This window comes from Polaribacter litoreus (assembly GCF_054584775.1).
The window spans coordinates 235,367-260,697 of the sequence record NZ_JBTLRD010000001.1 but is presented as its reverse complement, the minus strand read 5'-3'; the positions used below and the strand labels follow the sequence as shown (position 1 = coordinate 260,697).

Here is a 25,331-nt window from a genome sequence, read left to right as displayed (position 1 = left end):
GCACATTATTACCCAACAACACTAAATATTTATTAAAAATGATTAAAACCAAATATTTTTACATATTTATCATCCTTCTAACATGTAACTATCAGTATTTAGTTGCACAACAATTAAATGATGTAAAACCTTGGGAAGACCCACAAGTTTCTGGCATTAACAGAATGCCAAGTAAAGCTACTTCTCATTCTTTTGCAAATGAATTAGAGGCTTTAGAAAATGATAAAAAATCATCTTCTCGTTACAAATTACTTAATGGAAATTGGAAATTTTCTTGGTCAACAAAACCAGAGTTAGCCCCAAAAGGCTTTGAGGCTAATACCTATGATGATAGTAAATGGAACACTATTCCAGTTCCTGCAAATTGGGAATTAGAAGGATTTGGAACTGCAATTTATACCAATACAAAGTATCCTTTTCAGCCAGTTAATCCACCTTTAGTTTCTAAAGAAGATAACCCAACAGGTTGTTACAGAACAGAATTTGAAATACCTAAAAATTGGAATGGAACTCAAATAACGTTGTCTTTTGGAGGGGTAAGTTCTGCGTATTATGTTTGGTTAAATGGTAAATTTTTGGGGTATAGTGAAGATTCTATGCTGCCAACTCATTTTGATGCAACATCACACGTAAAGGAAGGAAAAAATATATTAGCTCTAAAAGTATTTCGTTTTAGTGATGCTTCTTATTTAGAAGACCAAGATCATTGGCGATTAAGTGGTATTCAAAGAGATGTATATTTAACTTCTGCTCCTAAGGTACAACTTTACGATTTTTTTGTAAAGACAGATTTAGATGAACAATACAAAGACGCAACTTTAAAAATTAGACCAAGAATAAAAAAGTTTGATAATACAAATTTAAAAGGCTATACATTAGAAGCTAAGCTTTTTGATGAGAACAAAAAGGAAGTTTTTGACAAACCTTTAAGTATTCCTCTCAAAAAAATATACAGAGAAAAATTTGGTCAACGAGGAAAACCCGATTTTGCTTTATTACAAGGTAAAGTAAAAAACCCAAAAAAATGGAGCGCAGAATGCCCAAACTTATACACGCTAGTATTTAACGTTAAAGATGCAAAAGGAAATATTTTAGAATCTAGAACAACTAAAGTTGGTTTTAGAGAAGCAGAAATTAAAGATGGAGAATTTTTAATAAATGGAAAATCTGTGCTTATGTTTGGGGTTAACAGACACGAACATGATCCTGTAAAAGGTAAAGTAGTTAGTAGAGCATCTATGATAAATGATATTTTACTAATGAAACAATACAATATAAACGCAGTAAGAACATCACACTATCCAAATGACGAACAATGGTACCAATTGTGTGATGAATATGGTATTTATGTAATGGATGAAGCCAATTTAGAAACTCATGGTCTTGGTGGGCAATTAAGTAACGATGCCTCTTGGTCTAGTGCCTTTTTAGAACGTGCAGTGCGTATGGTAGAGCGCGATAAAAATCATCCTAGTATTGTTTTTTGGTCTTTGGGTAACGAGTCTGGTTCTGGTTTTAATCACGTAACAATGGCCAATTGGATTCGTAGTTACGATAATACAAGACCTGTGCATTATGAAGGTGCTCAAATTACAAAAGGCAAACATAGAGAAGAAGACAAAATTTATAAAGATCCTATGTATGTAGATGTCATTAGTAGAATGTATAACCCTATAGGATATATGGAAAAAATGTCTGAACTAGAAGGTGAAGAAAGACCTATTATATGGTGCGAATATGCACATTCTATGGGAAATTCTACAGGAAACCTATTTAAATACAGAGATGTTTTTAGAAACAATAAACAGATTATTGGTGGCTATATTTGGGATTGGTCAGACCAAGGATTATCTCAAAAAACAAAAGATGGAGAATTTTTCTATGCTTTTGGTGGTGATATGGGCGATACAAAAATAAACTCTAGTAATTTTTGCTTAAACGGAATTGTAGGACCAGATAGAGAAATAAAACCAGCAACTTGGGAAGTAAAAAAAGTATTTCAACCAGTAGAGATACATCCTAAAAATCTTGAACAAGGAACTTTTACCATAAAAAACTGGCACAATTTTACCAATTTAAATCAGTTTGATGTTTTTTGGGAATTACAAGAGAATGGTAAGGTATTAAAATCTGGAATGCTAAACCCAATTGATGCAGCACCAAATAAAACAACTACGTTAACCATCCCTTTTAAAAAACCTAAAATTAAAGAAGCATCAGAATATTTTATTCGCGTTAGTTTAAAGTTAAAAAACGATACAAACTGGGCAAAAAAGGGACACGAAATTGCTTGGGAACAATTTAAACTTCCTTTTTACAAAGAAGCAAAATTAATTTCTTTAAAAAGAATTAAAAACATTTCGGTTACCAATAATACTATTAAAGGTACAAATTTTAAAATTGATTTTAATGAAGCTGATGGTAAAATATCAAACTTTATCTTTAACAATAAAAGTTTGGTGGTTTCAGGACTTCAACCAAGTTTTTGGAGACCTATAACAGACAATGATAGAGGTGGTGCAAAAACACAGAAACACCTTGCTGTTTGGAGAGAAGCTTCTAAAATGGCTAAATTATCATCTTTTGAGCTGAAAAAAATATCCGATAAAAAAGCATTGGCAACCTCTAGCTATACTTTTGCAAACAATAAAGCATCAATGAAAGTTGAACAGTTAATTTATGGAGATGGTACTATAAAAGTTGATGTTACTTTTAACGCAGACCAATCTCTACCCATATTACCAAAGTTAGGCTTGCAATTAAAAATACCAACAAATTACAATAACTTGCAATATTTAGGACGTGGGCCTCACGAAAATTATTGGGATAGAAAATTAAGTGCAGATGTGGGCACATATAAAACCACTGTAACAGATGATTACTACTCATACATTCGTCCTCAAGAAAGTAGCAACAAAACAGATGTTAGATGGATGAAATTAACAGATAATGCTGGAACAGGTGTGTTAATTAAAGCAATTAATGAAAACTTAAGTATGAGTGCAATACCTTACTCTACTTGGAATATTGAAGAGGCATTGCATACTTATGACTTAAAAAAGACAGCTTTTTACACCATTAATATAGACCATAAGCAAATGGGTGTTGGTGGTGATGACAGTTGGTCGCAAAAAGCACTACCTCACAAAGAATTTAGAATTCCAGCTAAGAATTATAACTATTCATTCTTAATTCAACCAATTAAGAATAATAAAACTAAAAACATAAAATATCCTAAATAATAAAGTATCTACTTTAAGTAAGTTAAACTTTTATTAGCCATCTAAATAATATGAACAAATGTTAGAATTCAAATCAATCTTAATAAGAGAACTGTATGATCAATAAAATAAAAGGTTCAGTTTATATAATTCTAAATATTATTCTTGTAACAAGTTTTGTTTTCTTAAACGCTTGCAAAAAAAAACATGTTGAAAAAAAGACACCCAAAAAGCCAAATATCATTTTAATAAATGTTGATGATTTAGGTTGGAAAGATCTTGGTTTTATGGGAAGTGAGTTTTACGAAACTCCTAATATTGATAAATTAGCTAACCAAGGTATGTATTTTACAAAAGCTTATGCTGGTGCAGCAAATTGTGCACCCAGTAGAGCGTGTTTACTGTCTGGTTTAAATACGCCAAGACATAATGTTTTTACAGTAAGTCCATCAACAAGAGGAGATGTACGTACACGAAAAATTATTCCTATAAAAAACACAAAGCATTTAACAAATACCGTTTATACACTTCCAAAAATGTTAAAATCTGCAGGCTATATTACAAGTAACTTTGGGAAATGGCACGTAGGAAAAAACCCTTCTAAACAAGGAATAGATTACAATGTAGGAGGTAGTTCAAGAGGAAATCCAGGAAAAGGTGGATATTTTTCACCCTATAAAATAGATTTTATAGAAAATGGTCCAGATGGAGAGTATTTAACAGATAGATTAACTAACGAAGCCATTTCATTCGTGAAAAAACATAAAGATTCCTCATTTTTCTTGTATTTACCTTATTATTCTGTACACACTCCAATAATGGGTAAAGAAAAATTAATTGAAAAATTTAAAAATAAAAAAGGTAAAAACGGACAAAATAGAGCAGATTATGCAGCAATGATTGCTAGTGTTGATGAAAATATTGGTAAATTATTAAATACAATTTCTAGTTTAAAATTAGACGATAACACTTTGGTAATTTTTACTTCAGACAATGGTGGTGTTAGAGCCATATCTCATCAAACACCTTTAAGAGCAGGAAAAGGATCGTATTACGAAGGCGGTATTCGTGTTCCATTTATAGTAAAGTGGCCAAAGCATATAAACGCTGGCAGCAAAAATACAAATATGGTAAGTCAATTGGATATTTATCCTACCTTACAAAACATTGTTAAACCAAAACAACAAGCTACCATTCTTGACGGTTTAGATATTTTACCTTTGTTAAAAGACACTACTAAAATTGTAAATCGCGATTTATTTTTTCACTTTCCTATTTATTTGCAATCATCTAATGCTAAGGTAGATAACGGAAGAGACCCATTGTTTAGAACTCGTCCAGGTTCTGTTGTAATTTCAGGAAAATGGAAGTTACACCACTATTTTGAAGATAATTGTCTTGAGTTGTATAATTTAGAAGATGATTTAGGAGAACGAAACAATTTAGAAAAAACAAATCCAGAAAAAGCAGCAGAATTATTTAAAAAATTGAATACGTGGCGTACTGTTATGAATGCTCCAATACCTAAACAGAAGAATCCAAAGTATAATAAAGATTTTGAAAAAAATAAAATCAATAAAATCCTAGGAAATAATTAATTTTATTTTTAAGCATTATTTTTTAGCATAAGGATGTTTCATTTTACTTTTAGGATTTCTAAATACCCAAGGCTTAAAACCTTCTAAATGTACTTCCCATTCTTGTAATGTTCTTGTTGGGTATTTGGCAGTAGCACCACCTTTTCTAAACTCGTCAGTAACACCTTTATCGTTTATAGTTGCTCTCCATTTATTGAGTTGATTTAGATATTCTTTCTTAATTTTAGCAAAATCTTTGTTGTAGGCTAAATTGTTTAGTTCGTAAGGGTCGTTAACCATATCATACAACTCAAATTCTGGTTTTGTTGCAGCCATAAACTTTTTTTGATTTTCATTAAGCAACCCTTTTAAATACAATACATTCATTTCTGCCAAAGTAGGGTAAAAATCTTCTTTATAATTATTTAGCTGACAGTAAGCGCGTTCTGGCATTAAATTATGAATTAATTTAAACTCTTTAGAACGTATAACTCTTGAGGCATCGTGAGTATCATCCATTTTGTCTCTAGCAGCATAAATATATTTTCTCTGTTTGTTAGTGTTCAGTAAATTTATACCAGGTAAAGGAATTTCGGACTTTACACCAGCGATATCTAAAATAGTTTTAGTAATATCTATTGTAGAGATTAAGTTAGCATTCACCTGTCCTGCTTTTATTTTATTTGGCCAACGAATAATTACAGGAACTTGAATACCACCATCGTACAAAAATTGTTTTCCTCTAGGCATACATCTGCCATTATCACCAATTAAAAATACAATAGTGTTTTCTTTTAAACCTTCATCATCAATTCTTTTTAACAATTCACCAACTTGTCTGTCAACGATTTGCATTGCTTCTAATCCATTTGCCCAATCGCGTTTTACAAGATCTGTTTGCGGGTAATAAGGAGGTACTTTTACACTATCAATAGAAATTGGTCTTATAGAATCTCTTCTCCATTTTCTATGTGTCCACTCAAAAGTAACTTGTGCAAAAAATGGCTGGTTTGGTTTTCTGTTTTTCCAATCTCTACCATCAAAAAGATGCCTATTAGGTAAAAAGTTAAGGTCTTTTTTTTTGCTCTTCATTAAAGCAGTATAATAACCAGCTTCTTTTAAATGAAGTGTTAAAGGTTTTATTCCTTTAGGCAGTTCTTGTTTTGGATAGCCAAACTTTTTCCCAGATCTGTGCTGATTTGCATTAATATAATTTTGATGAAAACCAGTCATCATTGCAGATCTGCTTGGAGAACATACAGGAGCAGTACAAAAAGAATTTGTATACCTTACTCCATTAGCGGCTAGTTGATCAATATATTTTGTTTGAATACCAGGTTCTCCATAACAAGAAAGTTGATAACCCCAATCTTCTAGCATTATCCAAACAATATTTGGTTTTTGAGGAACTTCTTTGTCTTTACAATTTAAAAAAAATAATACTACTAACAGTAAGAAAAATCTCTTCATATTTATTAATTCATTTTTATCAATTACTGTTTTATAATTTTTTTCGTAGCAATTACACCATCACTAAAATATACCTTAAATAGATACATACCAGATTTTAAATTAGCAATTTGAGCTTCATAACGCTTCGTATTTTCATTTATTTGAACTTCTAAATCTATTATTTTTTGACCAACTAACGAAAAAACACTAAGTTTCGTTATCGTTCTCTTATCATTTAAAAGAGAAATATAAAGTTTGTTTTTAGTTGGATTAGGAAATATTTCTATGCTATTATTAACATTAAAGCTGCTTGAAGAAAGTGTATTTTCTATGTAAAACATTTCATTTGTAATTGCCATTTTTGAAATTCCAGGACCATCCATTTTTAATTGAATATCAGGAATTAATTCATTATTCTGTTGGTAAAATATTTTTATGGGATGCAACCCAGATTTTAAATATAATTCTTCTGAAATTTCTGCATTAGTATAATTAAAATCATTGTCTATAAGATGAATATCGTGAAGCATTAAATGGCATTTAGACGATGAAGTTATATAAAAAGTATAGCGCCCATCAGTTGGAATATTGATATAACCAGTGTAAAACAATCCTAAATTTTTTGCTGTTTGGTTATCATCAGAATTTATATTTTGAATAACTGTAGATTTATTTGGAGTTAAATAGGTAAAGTTTGGTATCCAATCACTTTTGCTATTGTAGGTATATTTAAACAATCCATTTATAGTGTTAGATAGGTTTATACTTGGTATAAGCTCATTATCATAAGGTCTTAAAGCAGTTGTATTTTTCTTTCTTACTTGGAGGGTTTTATCACGCATCTGTTGCTCCAACAAAGGCATATTAGCAGCTAAATTTTTGCTTTCTCTTGGGTCTGTTGCAATATTATATATTTCAAAAGCATCTGAATGATTTTTAATATTGTAGCGAATTCCTTTATAATCTCCAATTCTAATAACTTGCATTTGGTTTCTTATTCGATCTCTTTTAGAAGGTTCAAAATCTTGATAATTGGGTGTTTTTGCAGAGTTTGTATATTCGTGATACAAGTATGCTCTCTCTTTTTGGTTTTCGGTTTCGTTTTTTAAAGCAGGTAATAATGAAACGCCATCAATATTAATTGGTGTTGGTACACCAGCTAATTCAGAAAAAGTAGCATACCAATCCCATTGTCCAGAAGGATAATTTACAATAGCGTTGCTTGGTATAGTTTCTGGAAAACGACATAAAGTTGGCATTCGAATTCCTCCTTCCCATAAATCTCTTTTTATACCATTAAAGTTTGCATAAGATTCAAAAGATTGCGGGTTATAACCTCCTTCTTTGTGAGCGCCATTATCTGATGTAAATACAATTAATGTTTCATTATTTATATTTAAATCTTTTAAAAGTTGAATAATATCATGAATTGCATTATCAACTCTTCTAACCATTGTAGCATATTTTTTTTCATTATTTGTCCAATTTTTAGAAGCATAATCTGGATGTATAAATGCATTTCTTTCACCAAAAGCTGTATTTACCCAAGGTGTATTTGATGTGCTGCTTGTCCATTGTAAACCTCCAGTTAAACCACCTCCATTAGGATATGCAGTAGTAGGTACATCTAGTGCAGAATGAGGAACATCATACGCCAAATACAAGAAGAAAGGTTGCTCGGGTCTTGTGTTTTTATGGTTAATTATCCATTGTTTAGATTTTGCAGTAAAAACATCTGTTGTGTAAGTTAGTGCTGTACCTTCAAGTATTTTTTTGTATCCATCTGTAAAATAAGATTGTTTATTTGTAGTTCCGTTTTGCGGATAATGAATATGACCTTGACTGTGAAAAAGAAAACCATAAAATTGGTCAAAACCTATTTTTAAAGGATGAGATGGAGTGCCAGATGTTCTACCTCCAGCTGTTCCATATTTTCCAACGTGCATGGTTCTATAACCAGCTTTAGATAATAATTCAGCTATTGTTAACCCTTTTTTTATCGGTTTGTCAAATTGATTATTTCTGATACTAGAATGACCTTGATGTAAGCCATCTAAAAAAGAAGCTCTTGAAGGAGCACATACAGGAGCAGATGCATAATGATTGGTTAAGGTTGCACCTTCGATAGCAAAATTATCTAAATGTGGTGATAGCATCCTTTTATCGCCTTCTTTATTGTTTTGCCATAAAATTCCTAAATCTCCATAAGCTAAATCGTCTAGTAAAATGTAAATAATATTTGGACCATTATTAGCAACTGGGCTATCTGAATAATCTTTATTTCCGTTGTTAGAATTTGGATTTAGAACACGCAACTGAGTTCTGTTTCCATTATTTGTAATGATTACATTTGTACCTTCAATAGCAATAGTACCATTTACCATAAATTTAGAAAGTAGATTAGTTCTAAAATTTTCGATATCAATATTTGAAAAAGTTACGATTCCTTGAAAATCAATTCCCAAATCAATTTTAGTATTTTCGAGAAGGCTATTGTTGTCTGTCAAGGTTAATTCGGCATCATTATCAATAAATACATTTAAGTTTTTAAAGTTCTTGCAAGTGGTATTTCCACCATATAAATTCAAAGCACTACGTTGAGTGTTAGAAGAAAAACTTCCAATATTATCTTTACCATTTATCAAACCTCCATAAATGGTTAGTGCGTTTCCGCCTAAAAGTAAATCGCCATTAAAACCATTACCACCAACTGTACCTAAATTAACCAATAAATTTGACGAAATTGGTGTATTTGGATTTATTTGAGGAATAGTTTTTTTATTAAATTCCCAGTTTTCTTCTTGATATAGAGAAACTCCATCTCCATTTCCTGACCATGTGTAAGTTTGGGCAAAAGTGGGTATACATAAAAATGTAGATAATAAAAAAACAAAAAATTGAAGTTTCATGTTTTTATTTTTTTTTATGTTAGTTCTTTATAAGTTTAATAGACGTTGTTTTACCATTCAAATTTATTTTAGCAAAATAGAAACCTGATGCTAGGTTTGTTAAATCAATTGTTGCCTTTTTATCCTTTAAAATAAGTATAGATTTTAATACCAATACCCCAGTTTGATTATAAATTGCTAAATCTATTTTTTCTTTATTAGTTGGTATATAAAGTTTAAAAATTCCATTACTAGGATTTGGATACGCTTTTAATTTAAATGGTTTTGTAGTACTATTTGTTTCTGTACTGAGGGAATTTTCATTAATTTTAAAATCTAGAATACCACTTCCATACGTAGCAAAGCGAACTATATTTTTTGATGGAATAAATTTAACACTAGTCCATTCTACAAGTTCTGGTACTTCTGGACCTGTCATTTTAAACCAACGATCTTGATCTACTGCATAAACCCATGGACCATTATTTGATGCTGCAAAAATAAATTTTCCATTGGGTGATGCATCTAAACTTGTAATTCTAGTTACAGATAATCCTGTAGAATGGTTTGTAAATGAAATGCCACCATCTTTAGAAATTAAAAAATAATTCCCTTTTCCTGCATAATACACTGTGTTTTCTTCTGTAGGGCTATCTAAAATTACGGTTTTACGTTTTTTATGTGAATTTTCTTGTCCTGGCCAAACTCCTGTATAAGTCGATTTTTTAAACGTGTTTCCACCATCTTTAGAATACATAAATGGACCTGATTTTAAACCCACATACCACAAGTTTGTATTTAGTTTTGAATATGCAAAACTAATAATAGGTTCGCCAAAATTATAAGGATGCGTTGTTTTTACAATAGTAGTTCCGTTATAAGTAAACTTATCTAAACTATTACCTGTAGCTACGTAGACAGCGTCTTCATTTTTGTTAGGAGAACCTATCATACTAGATGCCCACCAATTGCCATAAAAATCTTTTTTAGTTATATTATTCTGTCCACCACCGTTAACAACATCGTTTCGTCCAATAGTTCCATAGTAGTACCAATACCAAATAGAAGATTCATTATTGGCTAGTGCAACTCTTAAAATATCTGTTGGTGCTTCTTTATAAGCTTCAAACAAATTATCATTGGTTTTGTTGTCAATAATACCTTGGCTTCCACGATCTTGATTAGCAGTATAAATTTTATTATGAGTATCTGTAGCTACCATATCATAACACATCATAACTGGACTTCCGCTATTTACAGAAACCCATGATTCCCAATCTGATGAATTTGATGTATAATAACTACCAAAGTCCATACCAACAAATGTAAAATTACTGCCATCTTCTTCATCATATGTTTTCATGTGTTGTAAGTCCCAAACATAGTTGTCGTGAAGTTCATGAGCTCCTTTTGGATTTACATTCCAAGTAGCACCATAATCTTTAGACATAAAAATATTTACAAATCCTTTAAAACAAATATTGGGTTGAGTAGGGTGAATTTCCTCGAGATTTCTTCCGCTATTTCCAGCAGTTTTCGTCCAATTAAGTCCTTCATCACTTGAATAAAAAATATTATTTTTTCCATGACTGATGTAGAAATGAGTAACACCATTTACTAAAGTACCATGCACTGTATCTAGACCCCACATTTTTTGAACAGCATCAAATAATAATGAAAAGTCGTCATCTTCTTTATCCATTTTATAAATAGAAAGTTTAGCATCACTTTTTCTACGGGCAAAGCAATATACACTATTACTGTTGTGAGGTTTAGAAATTTGTACAACATAATCTGATTGTTTAAAGTTTAAGCTAGATACTGTATAGTTTAATCCATAGTCTGAAGATATGTATATATGATCGTATCCAATACCATTATTATATTTGCCACCATGAGCTACAATTCTTCTACCTGTTTTTGTTTTTGTAACAAGTGTTTTAAAGTTCCAAGAATTTTGAAAATATGCACCGTTTGCTGTGGTCCATGTTCTGCCTTCATCATCAGAAAACTCCATGCCTCCATTATTTTGTTGGTTAAGTAATCTAAAAGCACCACTTGGTAAGTTTATACCATTAAAATCGTTACCCTTAAAGTTCTTTTTATGGTTTTTTAATATCCAACTTGTTTTTTTTGATTCATCAATTTTATACAAATGGCCAGCATAAGATACCACGTAAAGCTCTTTATTTACAGGGTCGTAAACAGAACCATCAGCTCTAAACCCGTTATTATTATTTCTCCAACCTTTTGTTAAAATATTTTTTTGTTGCCAACTTCCAGAAATTTTATTGTTAGCATAAACATGTTCTTCAACTTTGTTTATTGTGGTGTATTTTGATATGTTGTTTAGTTCATTTACAGTTTTTTGATATTTTGTAAACTGATATCCAGAAGCTTCTAATTTTTTTCTTTTTTCTAAATAAACACGTAGTTCTTTAGCCGTTAATTTTGATGGGACAAAAGCTGGTACTTTAACAAAGTCGTCTTCTTTCAATGCACGCTCGTATGCCTCTTCTTCTTCACTTTCCTCTTCTCTATCATAATTTTCTTCAAAAGTTGTAGAATTAGAATTGTTAGTAGTGTTTTTTGTTATAAAATAAGTTACAGCTAATAATATACAAACTGAAAATAGTAATTGGTAATTTTTTTTCATGACTATGTTTTAAAAGTTTGTAATGTATAAAACCTAAAAGTCATAAACAGAAAAGGTAGTTTCAAATAAGGGGTTTAAATGTTGCTTAATTAAAAACTATTGAAAGAAAAGATTAACAAAACTATGAAAGTTTTAAATGTTCTATGAAAAAACAAACAGTACAAAAAGATGAAAAACCAAAACAGGAAAAAACCAAAGTATATAAAATCTATTCTTGAAGATTTAACAGCAGAAAAAAATACAGAATGTCTTCAAAAAACTAAAAGGATTTCTAATTTTTAAAGATGAATTGTAGTTTTCTAAAAATATTTTCTTGTTTAATTTTGACATAAAATTTGTTTCTAATAAGGTCACTAAACCTTAAAAAAGGTGTATCAAAACAAACAATAAAATCAATTTAAAGGTACTTCATATCAATTTTAATAAAAAAAAGCCTATCTATGTTTTAAAAAATATCATTCATATAATATATTCTATGTCAAACCTTAGGAAACATCCTACTACTTATACAGAGTAAACTACCTCTCCCAGATTTGACATTTTTTATTAAAGCAAAAAAAACAGAAAGAAATGCTTCTTTCTATTTTTTTTAATTCTCGAAAACGAAACTACTTATCTTATCATAGCAAACAAGAAAACCAATTAAAACACTCAATTTCATTTATTAAATTAGGTTTACTTTCTAACTTTGCACTTTCACATTAAAAATGTTTGGTAATTATAATATTAGTAAATGATTTTTTTCGCAAAAGCTACTGTATCTATATAGTAAGTCTCAACATGTATAGATACGATATTTGTAGAGCAATAATAATTTGGATTAAATCAGATATATTTTTATTCCATTCTACATTCCTTGAAGAGCTTCATTTTAAAATTTGTCTTTGAACTGAAGTTTTCTAAATTATCACTAATTTTAAAAACTCTACTTTACAACAAGTGTAGCTTTTTGCAAATCACTTTCTTGTGACGAAGCACCTACAGAAATTGTAAATGTTCCTGGTTCAACCACTTTTTTCATTTGTTGATTTAAAATGTTTAATTCATTAAAACCTAATGTAAAAGTTACTGTTTTTGTTTCTCCTGGATTTAATGAAATTCTTTCAAAACCTTTTAGCATTTTGTTGTAACGTCCAACAGAAGCATAATCATCTCTAACATACATTTGTACCACTTCATCACCAGTTCTTTTTCCTGTATTGGTAACATCTACAGAAACAGTTGTGCTTCCATCAGTATTTATTACAGTATCTTTAAAGGTTGGTTTACTATATTTAAATGTTGTGTAACTTAATCCATATCCAAAAGGAAATAAAGGTGATTTATCTGCATCTTTAAATTGCCCTTTTCCAGATCCAATGAAATCTGGTCTTTCTAAATACGTTACAGGAAGTTGACCAACAGATCTTGGGAAAGAAACTGTTAATTTTCCTCCAGGATTTACATCACCAAAAATAGCATCTGCAATAGCATCTCCAGAACGCATACCCAAATACCACGTTTCTAAAATTGATGGAATATTTTCTGCAACATAATTGATGGACAATGGTCTACCATTAATTAAAACTGCGATAACAGGTTTACCTGTTTTATGAATTGCTTTTACCAATTCTTTTTGCACACCATATAAATCTAAATCAGCTCTATCAACTCCTTCTCCACCTGTTTTTCTAGAACCACCAATTACCAAAATAACTGCATCCGATTTTTTTGCAGCTGCAATTGCGGCTGGAAAACCTGCTTTAGAATTACCTTGTAAATCGCATCCTTTTGCATAATTGATTTTTACTTTATCACCAACTTTAGCTTTGATACCATCTAAAGCAGAAACATAAAATGGTGGTAAACCAGAATAGCCTCCTAATAAAGAATAGGTTCCTTTTTTAGGTCTATTTTCATGCGCATTTGGACCAATAACCGCTAACGATTTTATGTTAGACATATCTAAAGGCAGTATATTATTATCATTTTTTAACAAAATGATTGCTTTTTTAGCCATCTCGTAAGAAAACTCTTGATGTTCTTTTTTACCAGCGTATACAGTTTTTTTATCAATCTTTTTTGGTTTTGTATCAAATAAACCCAATTGGTATTTTGCTTTTAAAATACGAGATGTCGCTTTGTCAATATACTTTTCCAATTGAGGATTCTTTGTTATGGTATCCTTTAAGACTTTGGTATTATATGCTGCAAGCTTCTCATTCTTTCCAATTACTAAATCCATATCAACCCCAGCCTTTAAACCTAAAATAGCTGATTCAGTTCTAGTTTCAGCGATAAAATGCATGGTTCCTAATCTGGCAACATCATTATTATCAGAAACAATAAAACCATCAAAACCCAATTCATCTCTTAAAATATCCTTTAATAACCAAGTATTCATGTGGTTTGGAACGCCATTATAATCTTGATGCCCTGGCATAACAGCACCTACTTTTGCTTCTTTTATAGCAGCCTCAAAAGGTGGTAAATACACTTCTCGTAAACGACGTTCTGACATATCACTAAAACCACCATTGATACCTCTTCTGTTTTCAGGATAACCAATAAAATGCTTTGCAGTAGCAATCACATGGTTTTCATCAAAACGTTCATCACCCATTCCTTGTATACCCTGAATAAATGCAACTCCCATTCTAGATACCAAATAAGGATCTTCACCATAAGATTCTTCTACTCTACCATATCTTGGATCACCGGAAATTACATCTAAATTAGGTGAATACACATGGGTAACTCCTAAAGCTCTGGCTTCTTTAGCGGTTTGTGAAGCCATTTTTTTGACTAATTCAGGTTGCCAAGTAGAAGCTGCAGCAATAGCTTGAGGATAAACTGTTGTATTACCATAATAATCTAAAACAAGCCATAACCCATGAAGTGCTTCTCCATATTTCATAAATGGAATTCCTAACCTCTCATTTGCAGGTGCATCTTGCGTCATTTCTGCAATCTTTTCTTCTAAAGTCATTTGACTTAATAAATCTTGAACTTTGCTTGTAATTTCTTTGTCTTTTTTAGACCTATTATCCTTTTTTTGTTGACAACTAATTACTGAGGAAATCAGCATTAAAAATGATAAAAAAAATACTTTTTTCATAAAATTATATCCTATAAATTAAAAACAGAGATAAAGGTATTTATCCTATTTGATAAAGGTATCCTGCACACACCTTTTTAAATTACGTTTTTAAATAAAATTATTTATAATTTTTAATAATATCATCTACAGTTCTTGTAAATTCATACATGTTATAATCATCATTGATTATCTCGCCATTTTTAGCAATAACTACATATTTAGGAATACCATTAAATTTAAATAATTGACGTAAATAATTAAAATCATCAACAGGGATTCTGTAAGTATTTTCTAGTTTCTGATCTTTAACAAAGCTCAAATACCTTCTTTCAGGTGATTGATTTTCAACTGTAATAAATACAAAATCTACATCTACATTGTTTTTATATTCTTTTCTTATTTCTTTCATCCTTTTTATTGAACCCACGCAAGGAGCACAACTTGTAGCCCAAAAATCTATAAACAATATTTTACCTTTGTGAGATTTTATAATATCATTAAAAATAGCTGTTGCTTTTCCTTTTGGTAGTTTTGTAGTTTTGGCTTTTAATGCTAAATTTTCGTTACTTGTTTTTTCTACTGCTTTTTGAGTAATTTGCTCAACAACTGGAAACTTTTTATTTACAATTCTTTCACCTTGACTAATTAAAAAAGGATTAGAAATGTTTGTTTTTAGTACATTCCAATATTTTCTTGCGTTTTCGCTATCTGTTCTTTTAATATCAAAGTTTAAGGCTCTAATTTTGGTCAAATCTTGTACAAGGTTTCTCTCTAAATGGAAAGTGTTTTTTACAACAGAATCTCGTAAACGCCATTTTTTCATAGTATTTTCTGTAATATTAACTTTTTGTTTATCGAGTAAAGGTTGTATGTATTTTATATTGTATGCAACCAGTGCTTCTTGATAAGGTTTACTAAACTTTTTCTGAAATTTTTGATATTCTTCATAAGATGTAAATCTCTGATTTTTAACTTCTCTAAGCTTTTTATCGTTTTCAGTGAGTTTTATTTTATGAGTTTCTAAGTACTTATCCAGAGTTATTTCTGGGTCTATTCTCATAAATTTACGATTGGGGTAAACACTGATAGGTTTACTAAATTCAAATCTATTTACAAATATTGAAAATCTATTAGGCACCAGTAAAGCCTTATTATTAAAGTCAATATCTTTTAAGAAGTCATAATAATTATCTGTTATAGGTGTTCTTAAATTGGCATATAATTTATTTTTTCTAGCCTCGTTATCACTTTTTCTTACAAAATCGAATAAAAGTGTGGCATAATCTATCCTTAAAATATTTTCTAATACTTCTTTTGTTTTGTGGTTAACATTATTGTTTTTTACATAACTATTCAACAATTCGAGGTTTGCTCTTAAATTGGCATCTTGCTCTTTTCTAAAATCATCAATACTAAGTGTTTTAAATTTTTCATTAAAAGTTCTGTAATCGAAATCTTTAACTTTAAAATTGTTTAAATGGTTGTTAATTTTAGCTAAAGGGCCTTTGAAAATTGTTTTTTTAAATGTATACCTTGTAGAACGCGCCATTCTAGAAATTACATTATTTCTAAAATCTTCATAATCTAAAATGATGGCAAGTGTTTGTCCTGGTTCTAGATAATAATTTATAGCAGATTTGTTAATTTTTATATAATTCGTTTCTGGATGAATTAAAGGTATTTCTGCTTCAAAACGACCATCTTCATAAACTTGAACAACAATAGGGTAATCTTCTCTAGTAACATTGTTTTTTTGGTATATAATACCTGTATTAAATTTTAACCTTTTATCATATTCTTTTATATAGCCAATGAGTTTTGCTTTTTTTGAGTTAAAAAAATCTTTTGAATTAAAATCTTTTATAGGGTTAACTGTAACTTTGTTTAACTCTTTTTCTATCCACTGATTTACGTATTTTGGAACTTCTTTTGGTTTGTTATTTCTTTGTTTTTCTAAAGATATTCCATAGACAGCATGCTTGAAATCTATTTTTTTTACACCTTTATCTAAAGGAGGAAAGACAAGTACTACTGTTTTTGTGCCAGATTCTGGAATTAAAATTCTTTCATTAAACTTATGGTTTTCAATTTTAATAATAGTGTATTCTTTGCCAGTTTTGTAATCTTTTAAGAAATCATTTTTTCGGAACCTCATATGCCATCCAGGAACAATAGTACCTCTAACATGAACTCTAGTTTCAGTTTCTGTAAGTTCTATTTTATCAACATCATAGATGCTAGATCTTTTTACTTCATAAGCTGGATTTAAAATTACTTTTTGTGCAAGAAGTGATAAAGTTGCTAAAAGTAATACAAGACTTAATAGTTTCTTTTTCATATTTTTTTTTTGGATGTTTGTATTGTTGATTAAATTACTGTCTTATGCCCTAAAAGGTATCCTGCTTTATCCTGTTTATCTGATTTCTCAACTCATCAAAACAAAAAGAAAGAGCAATTAATATAACTTGCTGTTACTTTCAACATCCAAAAACGCAATCAAGGTGTTTTTTTTTAATAAAAAAAGTCGAAGAATAAATCTTCGACTTTAAGTAATTTAATTTATACAAGGAACTATTTCAATTTTAACACCTCACTACCCGCTAATAAAAATGCTCCTGTACCAAAATTTTGATAACTATCTGCAGATGCTGGTTCTGGAAAAGCACCAATATTCTGTACCCAACCTACTCTACCATCTTCATGCTGGCAAGCTGCTAAAGCGTTCCATGCTTTTTTTACAGCAGGTGTGTGTTTTTTATCTAACAGACCGTTGTTAATACCCCAAGCTAATGCAAACGTATGAAAACCACTTCCACTTACCTCTCCATGATTGTAAGACTCTGGACTTAATAAACTTGTTCTCCATAAACCATCTTCTGGCTGAATAGCCAACAATTTAGCAGCCATTTCTTTATATAAATTTTCATAAAAACTACGGTATTTAAAATCTTTTGGCATATCATCTAACATTAATGCTAAACCACCAATTACCCAACCATTTCCTCTAGACCAAAATATTTTTTTACCATTTGGTTCTTTGTTATCCTTATCTGTTCCTTGCCAAACATAACGCATATCTCTAGCAAATAAATTTTCTTCTTTGTCATACAATCTGTTATACGTTTCCATATAATATTTGTGCATCGCCTCTAAATATTTAGGTTGATTTGTTTTTTTGGCATATAAATTTACTACAGGAGGTGCCATAAACAAAGCATCACACCACCACCATAAAATAGTTTCTCCTTTAATATCTTTCGATTTTCCTTCTTTCCATCTATTTGGTTCATATAAATGAGTGTCTAAAAACTTTTTTGTAGGCTCTAAGTCTACAAAGTTTCTTCTTTTATCTGTCATTGCAATGTACAAGTAGCTGTAAGAAATTGCCACATCATCTGCATGATGTAAGCGTTTAAAAGTTTGCCAGTTGTTATGTACTGCTTGGTTTTTTAAAGCAGCCATATACATCATGTTTTTGGTGGTTTTATGCGCTCTTGCTACACCTGTATAATAAGCACCATTTGTCCAATCTGTGGGGTGAATTGCAAAAATTGGATGTGTTTCTTGCCATTCTAAGGCTTTAATCATAGCCTTTTTAATAGCTGTGTTATCTAAATCAATGGATTTTTGAGCTACTGTATTTTGTGATACAGAACAACTAAAAAGCGTTAGCACTAAAGCTAAAATTGTAAAGATTGATTTATTCATTTTAAATCTATTTTTTTAGTTTAAATTTTGTTTCTAAATATTGGTTTGATGAAGTTCCTATTTTTACAGTATAGTCTCCTGCTTCTAAAACTTTTTTCATTGATATCCCTGTAAACTCTAACATTTTTGGGGTAATTGTGAATGTAACTGTTTTACTTTCTCCTGGAGCAAATTCAATTTTTTGAAAACCTTTTAATTCTTTGTCAGGTCTTGTTACAGAACCAATTTCGTCTTTCAAATACATTTGTATTACCTCTTTAGCTTTTACTTTTCCTGTATTGGTTACAGTTACACTCGCTGTAATTTCTGTATCTGGTGTAATTTCTGAGCTTGATAATTTAATATCTGAATATTCAAATTTACCATAGCTTAATCCATGACCAAAATGATAAATTGGTCCTTTTTCTAAAAATAAATATTCTTTCTTATAGTTGATTTCTTTCATGCTATAATGAAATGGAATCTGTCCAATTGATCTTGGAATGGTTACAGGAGACTTCCCAGAAGGAGACACATCACCAAAAATAATTTTAGCGGTTGAATGATCTCCAAATTCACTTAAATCCCAAGTATCTAAAATAGCATCCGCTTTTTCTGCAATTGCATTTATAGATAAGGTTCTTCTGTGTTTTAAAACTACAATTACAGGTTTGCCAAGTGCTTTTACTTTTTCAATTAATTCATCTTGAGGACCTACAGGATCTATAGTTGCTCTATCACCCAATGCATGAGTAAAAAATGCTTCTTTTGAAGTAAATTCGTCTCCACCTAAAAATAATATATTGATATCGGCACTTCTGGCGGTATTCAGCAATTTTGCAATTGCTTTTGGATCTCTTTCTAACAATTCGGGAGCTCCTCCTTTTTCATTTGTCAATCCAAAACCTTTTTCAGCAACAAATTTAACGTTACTATTGCCAACAGCAGATTCAAACATTTCTTTGGTATTCTCTTTTAATAAAGGACCTAAAAGTGCTACTTTGATTGACTTATTTTTATTTAATGGTAATGTATTGCTTTCATTTTTTAATAAAATGATAGATTCTAAGTCAGATTCTTTTGCCAACTCTAAAGAAGATGCTGAACGTACACCTTTTTTTGTTTTCTCTAAATCGATATAAGGATTATCGAACAGCCCTAAGATAAATTTTGTTTTTAAAACACGTCTTACAGATCTGTCTATTAGTTCTTCTAATTCAGGATTATCCTTTACCATTTTAGGTAAATATGAATACGAATCTTCTGCATATAAATCGATATCTATACCCGCTTCTAATCCCATTTGTGCAGCTGCTTCTGGCGTTTCTGCAACTCCCATAAAATAATACAGACGTGCAATATCGTTAGAATCTGAAACTACATATCCTTCAAAGCCCCAATCGTCTCTTAAAACACCAGTTAATAATTCTTTATTTCCATGAGAAGCTACTCCGTTTAAATCTCCATGAGAAGCCATAATTCCTAATGTTTTTGCTTCTTTAACAGCAGCCTCAAAAGGTGGATAAATTTCATCTATTAAGGTTCTTTCAGAAATTTCTATCGCTGCAAAATTAGAACCACCTAACACTTGTCCATAACCTGCAAAATGTTTTGCTACAGCACCAATATGTGTTCCTGCACCTAAACCTTCGTAATTACCTTGCACACCAATAATAGCATTTTTAACCATTTGAGTTGTTAAGTAAGTATCTTCTCCAAAAGCTTCACTCATTCTTCCAAAACGTGGATCTCTAACTAAATCTGCCTCTGGTGAGTGACACATATGCATACCTCTTAAACGTGCTTCTCTACCAACAACATCCCATTGTCTTCTAACCAAATCTGGGTTAAACGATGCTGCAGACGTCATTGGACGCCCAAATAATGTACAACCTTCTGCATCTACACCATTGTAAGATTCTGTAACAAACAAAGCAGGAATACCCCATCTGTTATTTTCGATGATATATTTTTGTAATTCGTTATTCATTTTTGCAGCAGCAACAGGATCTATGTGTTCTCCTGGGTTTTTTATTCCTGCAATACCTAATTTTAACTTTTTTATTACTCTTTTAGACAACACCAAGTTTCCATCTTTATCTGGTTTTGTTCCAATATTAGCGTGGAAAATTCGCATTTGAGCCACTTTTTCTTCTAAGGACATTAGAGGGAGTAGGGCCTCTACCCTTTCATCTATTGATAAGGATGCATCTTTATAATCTTTTTTGGATGTAGATTCTCCACAAGCGTAAAAAAGGATAATTGATAAAATTAAGATTGATAGTTTTTTCATTGGTTGTTTATTTTGAAAATGAAAATGAATCAATTAGTAATTGATTATTGGTTAATTGTTCTATTGAAAAGTAAAAATTTTCTGTATTCTTAAGTGATTTTAAATTTATGGTAATTTCTGTATATTTTTCTGAATTTGGATTCAGCTCGAAACTTTGGCTAGCTAAAGCATCTCCTTTTAATGAATTTCTTTGAATTTTTATTAAAAACTTTCCGCCATTTTTAGCCTTTGCTGCTACTATTAATTTAGATTTTTTTTCTAATTCTTTAATATATGGGAAATTTAAGTAGCTTTTATTAGCAACTGTTTTAATTATAAAACCATTTTTTAATTCTTGTTTTCGGACACCTTCTGCTTTAAAATAATCTTCTGCTTCAATTTTTTGATTTGCATTGTAATTTCCTACTCCAATACCATCAACTCTTATCATAGCCATTTCTCCGTTTTCTTTATAATGAACGTAACTTATAAAAGTGTCTCTAAAATATCGATTTCCTGTTTGACTAATATCGCAATAGGTATAATACCATTGATTATTCCACTCAAAGAAAGACCCGTGTCTACCTTGTAAAAATCCATTTGGCCATGTAGGTGCATCATAGCCTTTAGCAAAACTTTCTTGTTTTATAACCGAATCTTTGTAATCATAAGGACCATACAAATTATCGGACATTGCGTAAAAACAACCCCAAGATAGATAATATTTACCCTTGTATTTGTGCACAAAAGGCTTATCATCTGTTGGTTTTTCTAAATTTTTACCATCTTGATTATAAGGGCCTCTAGGGTTGTTAATGATGATTTTTCTTGGCTTTTCTGCTAAACTAATCATGTCATAATTTAGTTTGGCAATGTAATATTCCCAAACTCCAAAAATGATATAATGGTTTCCATCTTCTTCGAAAATAGCCATATCATATTCGTCTGTTGGAGTTAAGTCTGAAGTTAACAATGGTTTTCCTAAAGGATCTTTCCAAGGCCCCACAGGTGTATCTCCAACTACAACACCTGTTTGTTGATTTCCTTCGGAAAAATACCAATAATATTTTCCGTTTTTATAAGCTACATCTGTTGCCCAACATCTGGTAAAATCTTTACCAATATAGGTGTCTTTTGGACTTAAAACGCTTCTTTTTGTCCAGTTGACTAAATCTGGTGAAGACCAAACCCACCAGTCTTCCATAATAAACTTTTTGTTCTTAATAGATGTATCATGAGAAGCATAAACGTAAGCTGTATCATTAAAGATATGAATATGAGGATCATTCAATCCTTTATTTGCTACAATTGGATTTTGTGCGTAAGATTGAAAAAAGCAAACCAAAGACATTATAATCAGCGATTTAAAAACATGTATATTACTCATAATTTCTGTAAGATCACCTTATTTTTACTATATAAGATGAAATAATAAAAGTAATATCCTTAAAAGAAAAAGGTGTCCTGTACTATAATGGTATTATAATACAGAAAACCTTAATTTTTCTTTTTCATAATTTTGTAAAACCGAATAGTCTCGTTTGTTTTTATTTTTTCAATGCTTTTCCAATAACAAAATACATTCTACTTTCTTCAGGTACATCACCATCGCTATTTCCTGCCATAATGATACTTTCTCCTTTTTTGGCTACTCTTTTAAAAAGCGACATTTTAACGCCTCCTAAATTAACATCATCTCCAGTATCTGTATAATCTTTGGTTAAAAATACGGGTCTTTCTACACGATCATCATGCCCCACATAAATAAGCATGTCTTTACCTGCAATAAATTGTAACTGGTCTCGTGCCCAATATTTACCATCAGAATTAGGAACTCTAATATATTCTGAGCCTACCAAATACTTAGGAATTACAGTGTAGTTGTGTTCCATATCTGTATAAGCTTTTTTACCCCAATGTACATTTTTTCTGAGTGCTGCTTTTCCATTTCCTGTATAACTAAACTTAGTAAACAAATCGCTTTTGTTAACTCTTGCAGGGTTGTAAGGTTCAGTTTTTGGTGTATGAATTGGTAAAGGTTCTTCAAAATTAGCATCAACCTTAAATTCTTGAGGTAATAATTTTGACAATCCGTTATCAATTGCCACAGATTTAGATGTAATAGTAATAGTATCTGATTTTAAACCTTTTGCACTAGCAGTAATGGTTACAGCACCAGCTTGTAACATAGAACGAATTGCCACTCTATTTATCCCTGCTTCTGCATCTAAAAATAAATTGTTTGTGGTGTTTGCTTTTCCACTATTGTAACCACCTCTCCAAATTCCAGGACCAGAAATGGTAAAATCTACTTTATTTCTTCCTAAAGGATGTCTATTCCCATCTTTATCTACAATTTCAAAATCAACTAAAGCAATATCTGAACCATTGGCCAACCAACCTTTTGGGCCAACTATTGACGTTAATTTTATAGCAACTGGCTCTCCAACGGTTTTTTTAGTTTGAGAAACCAATAGTTTATCATTTAAATACCCTTCAACTTTAATTTCTCCCTCTTCAAACTCAATATTAGGAAATTTGTACAAATAACCATTGTCAGCTTTTTCATCTGTACCAATTAATTTGTTATTAATATATAGTTTTACTTTTGTACAGTTAGAAACTACATACATGGTTTTTTTAGTTCCTTTTTCGTAATTCCAATGACCAATTACGTGAATTCGAGGTTCTGGTCTCCACATTGCTTTTGTAGCGTAAAAAGCTTCTTTTTTTAATCGTACAGCATCAACCTCGCCACTTGCTCTGGTAACTTCTGTTGGATTTCTTCCTCCATGAGGCCCATCAGAAAACACCCAATTTGCACCACCACTATGATAGGATTTTTTACCCATCTTGTCCCACCAATCTTCTACTTGACGTACTGCAAACACTTCTGAACCAATTTTATAAACGTTTCTAGAAATATTTGGATGTGTCCAAAAATTATCATCTGGTGTAAATTTATCCCAAACACGTCTTGAACCTTCGTCTCTTAAATATTCACTTTCTATTAACGGCAAATGAGCGTATTCTCTTTGCCATCCTTCTGTACCAATTTCGATAGAAATATAAGGTTCTGAGTCTTCTTTTACGTCTGCTCTTCTATTCCCCATTAAACGTTTTCCTTGAGGATCGTAGGTTTTTATGATGTCTAAAATTTCTTCGTAATGTTCTGAAGTTTCTGCCCAGTTACCACCTTCCCAAATAAAAATAGATGGATGATTTCTGTAATACACAATCATGTCTCTAAAAGCGGCGATTCTAATATCCCAAGTTTCCCCATCATCTTGAGATTCTCCACTAACCCCAGGCATTAAGGTTACAAAACCGTATTTGTCTCCCATGGCAATTTCTGCTGGAGAACCTGCACAATGTCCCCAACGTATAAAATTACCACCAGCTTCATCCATTAAACGATAGGTAAATTCTTTTAACCAATCTGGTTGTGCTGCTCCTAAACCTGCCCAACCTGCATTAGGTTTCTGTCCCCAACCATGTAGTTTTGCATACTCACCATTATTATGAAAACCTGTGTCTTTATCAAACTTAAACGTTCTAATTCCTAAAGGAGTTGTATAACTATCTAACTCTTTTTTACCCTCTTTTAAAGTAGTAACTACTTTGTACAGGTATGGTTTACGTGTGTACCATAAATTGGGTTTAGACACTTTATTTTTTGTGGAAAAAGTAGTTGTTTCTCCAGCTTTTAAAACTGCTGTTTTTCTTTCGCAACTTACTTCTTTACCATTAGCATCAATTATTTTAGCTTCAAAAGTTATTTTTTTATCTACTGTGGATTGGTTGACAGTTTCTGCGGATATATGAACGTCTGCTCTCTTTTTCGATATGTTTTCTGCATGAACATACGTTCCAACAGTCTTTAAATTATCGTATAAAGGCAAGGTAATGTGAACAGGATTCATTACATGTAGAAACACATTTCTGTAAATTCCTCCATGATTTGGATGCCAATGTTCGTGATGCCAAACTAAAGGAAAATTCTCTCTAAAATGTTCTCCTCTATCATTATTTACTTTTACGGCAATAATATTTTCTTGACCATCGAACTTTAAATGTTTAGAAATATCGTATCCAAATGGAATAAAACCTGTTTTATTGGTTCCTAAATACGTTCCATTAATATACACATCTGCAATTTGACGAACAGATTCAAATTCTATGTAGACTTTTTTACCAGAATCAGATTTTGATAGTTTGAAATGCTTTCTGTACCAAACTGTACCTCTAAATTGATTTTTCTCTCCTATATGTTTACCAATACTTAAATCATCAAAAGTATCTGTATCATTAAAGGTATGAGGAGTGCTAACAGTAGACCAGTTTGTATCATCATAATCTATAGCTTGTGCATTTGTAGGATTTGCTTTTATAAATTTCCATGCTGCATTAAAGTTGTACTTTTCTCTACTTTGTTGTGCATATATTTGAAGTACAAAACATAGTAAAGCAATTGAAAGTATGGTTTTCTTAATCATTTT

At 31.0% G+C, this 25,331-nt stretch carries 11 protein-coding genes; 2 read left to right on the top strand and 9 right to left on the bottom strand.

Annotated elements, in window-relative coordinates:
- Positions 1-38: 38 nt before the first annotated feature.
- Both lacZ and ACW9UN_RS00870 read left to right on the top strand, forming a co-directional pair.
- Positions 39-3,242 (top strand): beta-galactosidase, LacZ type, encoded by a 3,204-nt coding sequence (gene lacZ, locus ACW9UN_RS00875; protein WP_459483106.1) that lies wholly within the window; start codon positions 39-41, stop codon positions 3,240-3,242.
- 95 nt (positions 3,243-3,337) lie between these two features.
- Complete coding sequence (locus ACW9UN_RS00870; RefSeq protein ID WP_459483105.1) at positions 3,338-4,819, top strand: sulfatase; 1,482 nt, start codon at positions 3,338-3,340, stop codon at positions 4,817-4,819.
- A 15-nt stretch (positions 4,820-4,834) separates the two neighbouring features.
- On the opposite strand, the gene ACW9UN_RS00865 is transcribed toward ACW9UN_RS00870, so the two are convergent.
- The 9 genes from ACW9UN_RS00865 to ACW9UN_RS00825 form a co-directional block, all read right to left on the bottom strand.
- Complete coding sequence (locus tag ACW9UN_RS00865) at positions 4,835-6,268, bottom strand: sulfatase family protein (RefSeq protein WP_459483104.1); 1,434 nt, start codon at positions 6,266-6,268, stop codon at positions 4,835-4,837.
- Between the two features lie 23 nt (positions 6,269-6,291).
- A complete protein-coding gene (locus tag ACW9UN_RS00860) occupies positions 6,292-9,159 on the bottom strand; it encodes a sulfatase-like hydrolase/transferase (protein WP_459483103.1) in 2,868 nt (955 codons plus the stop codon).
- A 19-nt stretch (positions 9,160-9,178) separates the two neighbouring features.
- Positions 9,179-11,794: a T9SS type A sorting domain-containing protein gene (locus ACW9UN_RS00855; protein WP_459483102.1), complete on the bottom strand. Its 2,616-nt coding sequence runs from the start codon at positions 11,792-11,794 to the stop codon at positions 9,179-9,181.
- Positions 11,795-12,719: 925 nt separating this feature from the next.
- A complete protein-coding gene (locus ACW9UN_RS00850) occupies positions 12,720-14,891 on the bottom strand; it encodes a beta-xylosidase (protein WP_459483101.1) in 2,172 nt (723 codons plus the stop codon).
- 100 nt (positions 14,892-14,991) lie between these two features.
- On the bottom strand, positions 14,992-17,211 hold the full coding sequence (locus ACW9UN_RS00845; RefSeq protein ID WP_459483100.1) for a TlpA family protein disulfide reductase: 2,220 nt from the start codon (positions 17,209-17,211) through the stop codon (positions 14,992-14,994).
- A 233-nt stretch (positions 17,212-17,444) separates the two neighbouring features.
- Positions 17,445-18,581 (bottom strand): glycoside hydrolase family 88/105 protein, encoded by a 1,137-nt coding sequence (locus tag ACW9UN_RS00840; RefSeq protein WP_459483099.1) that lies wholly within the window; start codon positions 18,579-18,581, stop codon positions 17,445-17,447.
- 7 nt (positions 18,582-18,588) lie between these two features.
- On the bottom strand, positions 18,589-20,853 hold the full coding sequence (locus ACW9UN_RS00835) for a glycoside hydrolase family 3 N-terminal domain-containing protein (RefSeq protein WP_459483098.1): 2,265 nt from the start codon (positions 20,851-20,853) through the stop codon (positions 18,589-18,591).
- Positions 20,854-20,860: 7 nt separating this feature from the next.
- Positions 20,861-22,219 (bottom strand): family 43 glycosylhydrolase, encoded by a 1,359-nt coding sequence (locus tag ACW9UN_RS00830; protein ID WP_459483097.1) that lies wholly within the window; start codon positions 22,217-22,219, stop codon positions 20,861-20,863.
- Between the two features lie 160 nt (positions 22,220-22,379).
- Positions 22,380-25,328 carry a glycoside hydrolase family 2 protein gene (locus ACW9UN_RS00825; protein ID WP_459483096.1) on the bottom strand — a complete coding sequence of 983 codons (2,949 nt, stop codon included), beginning with the start codon at positions 25,326-25,328 and terminating at the stop codon, positions 22,380-22,382.
- Positions 25,329-25,331 lie beyond the last annotated feature (3 nt).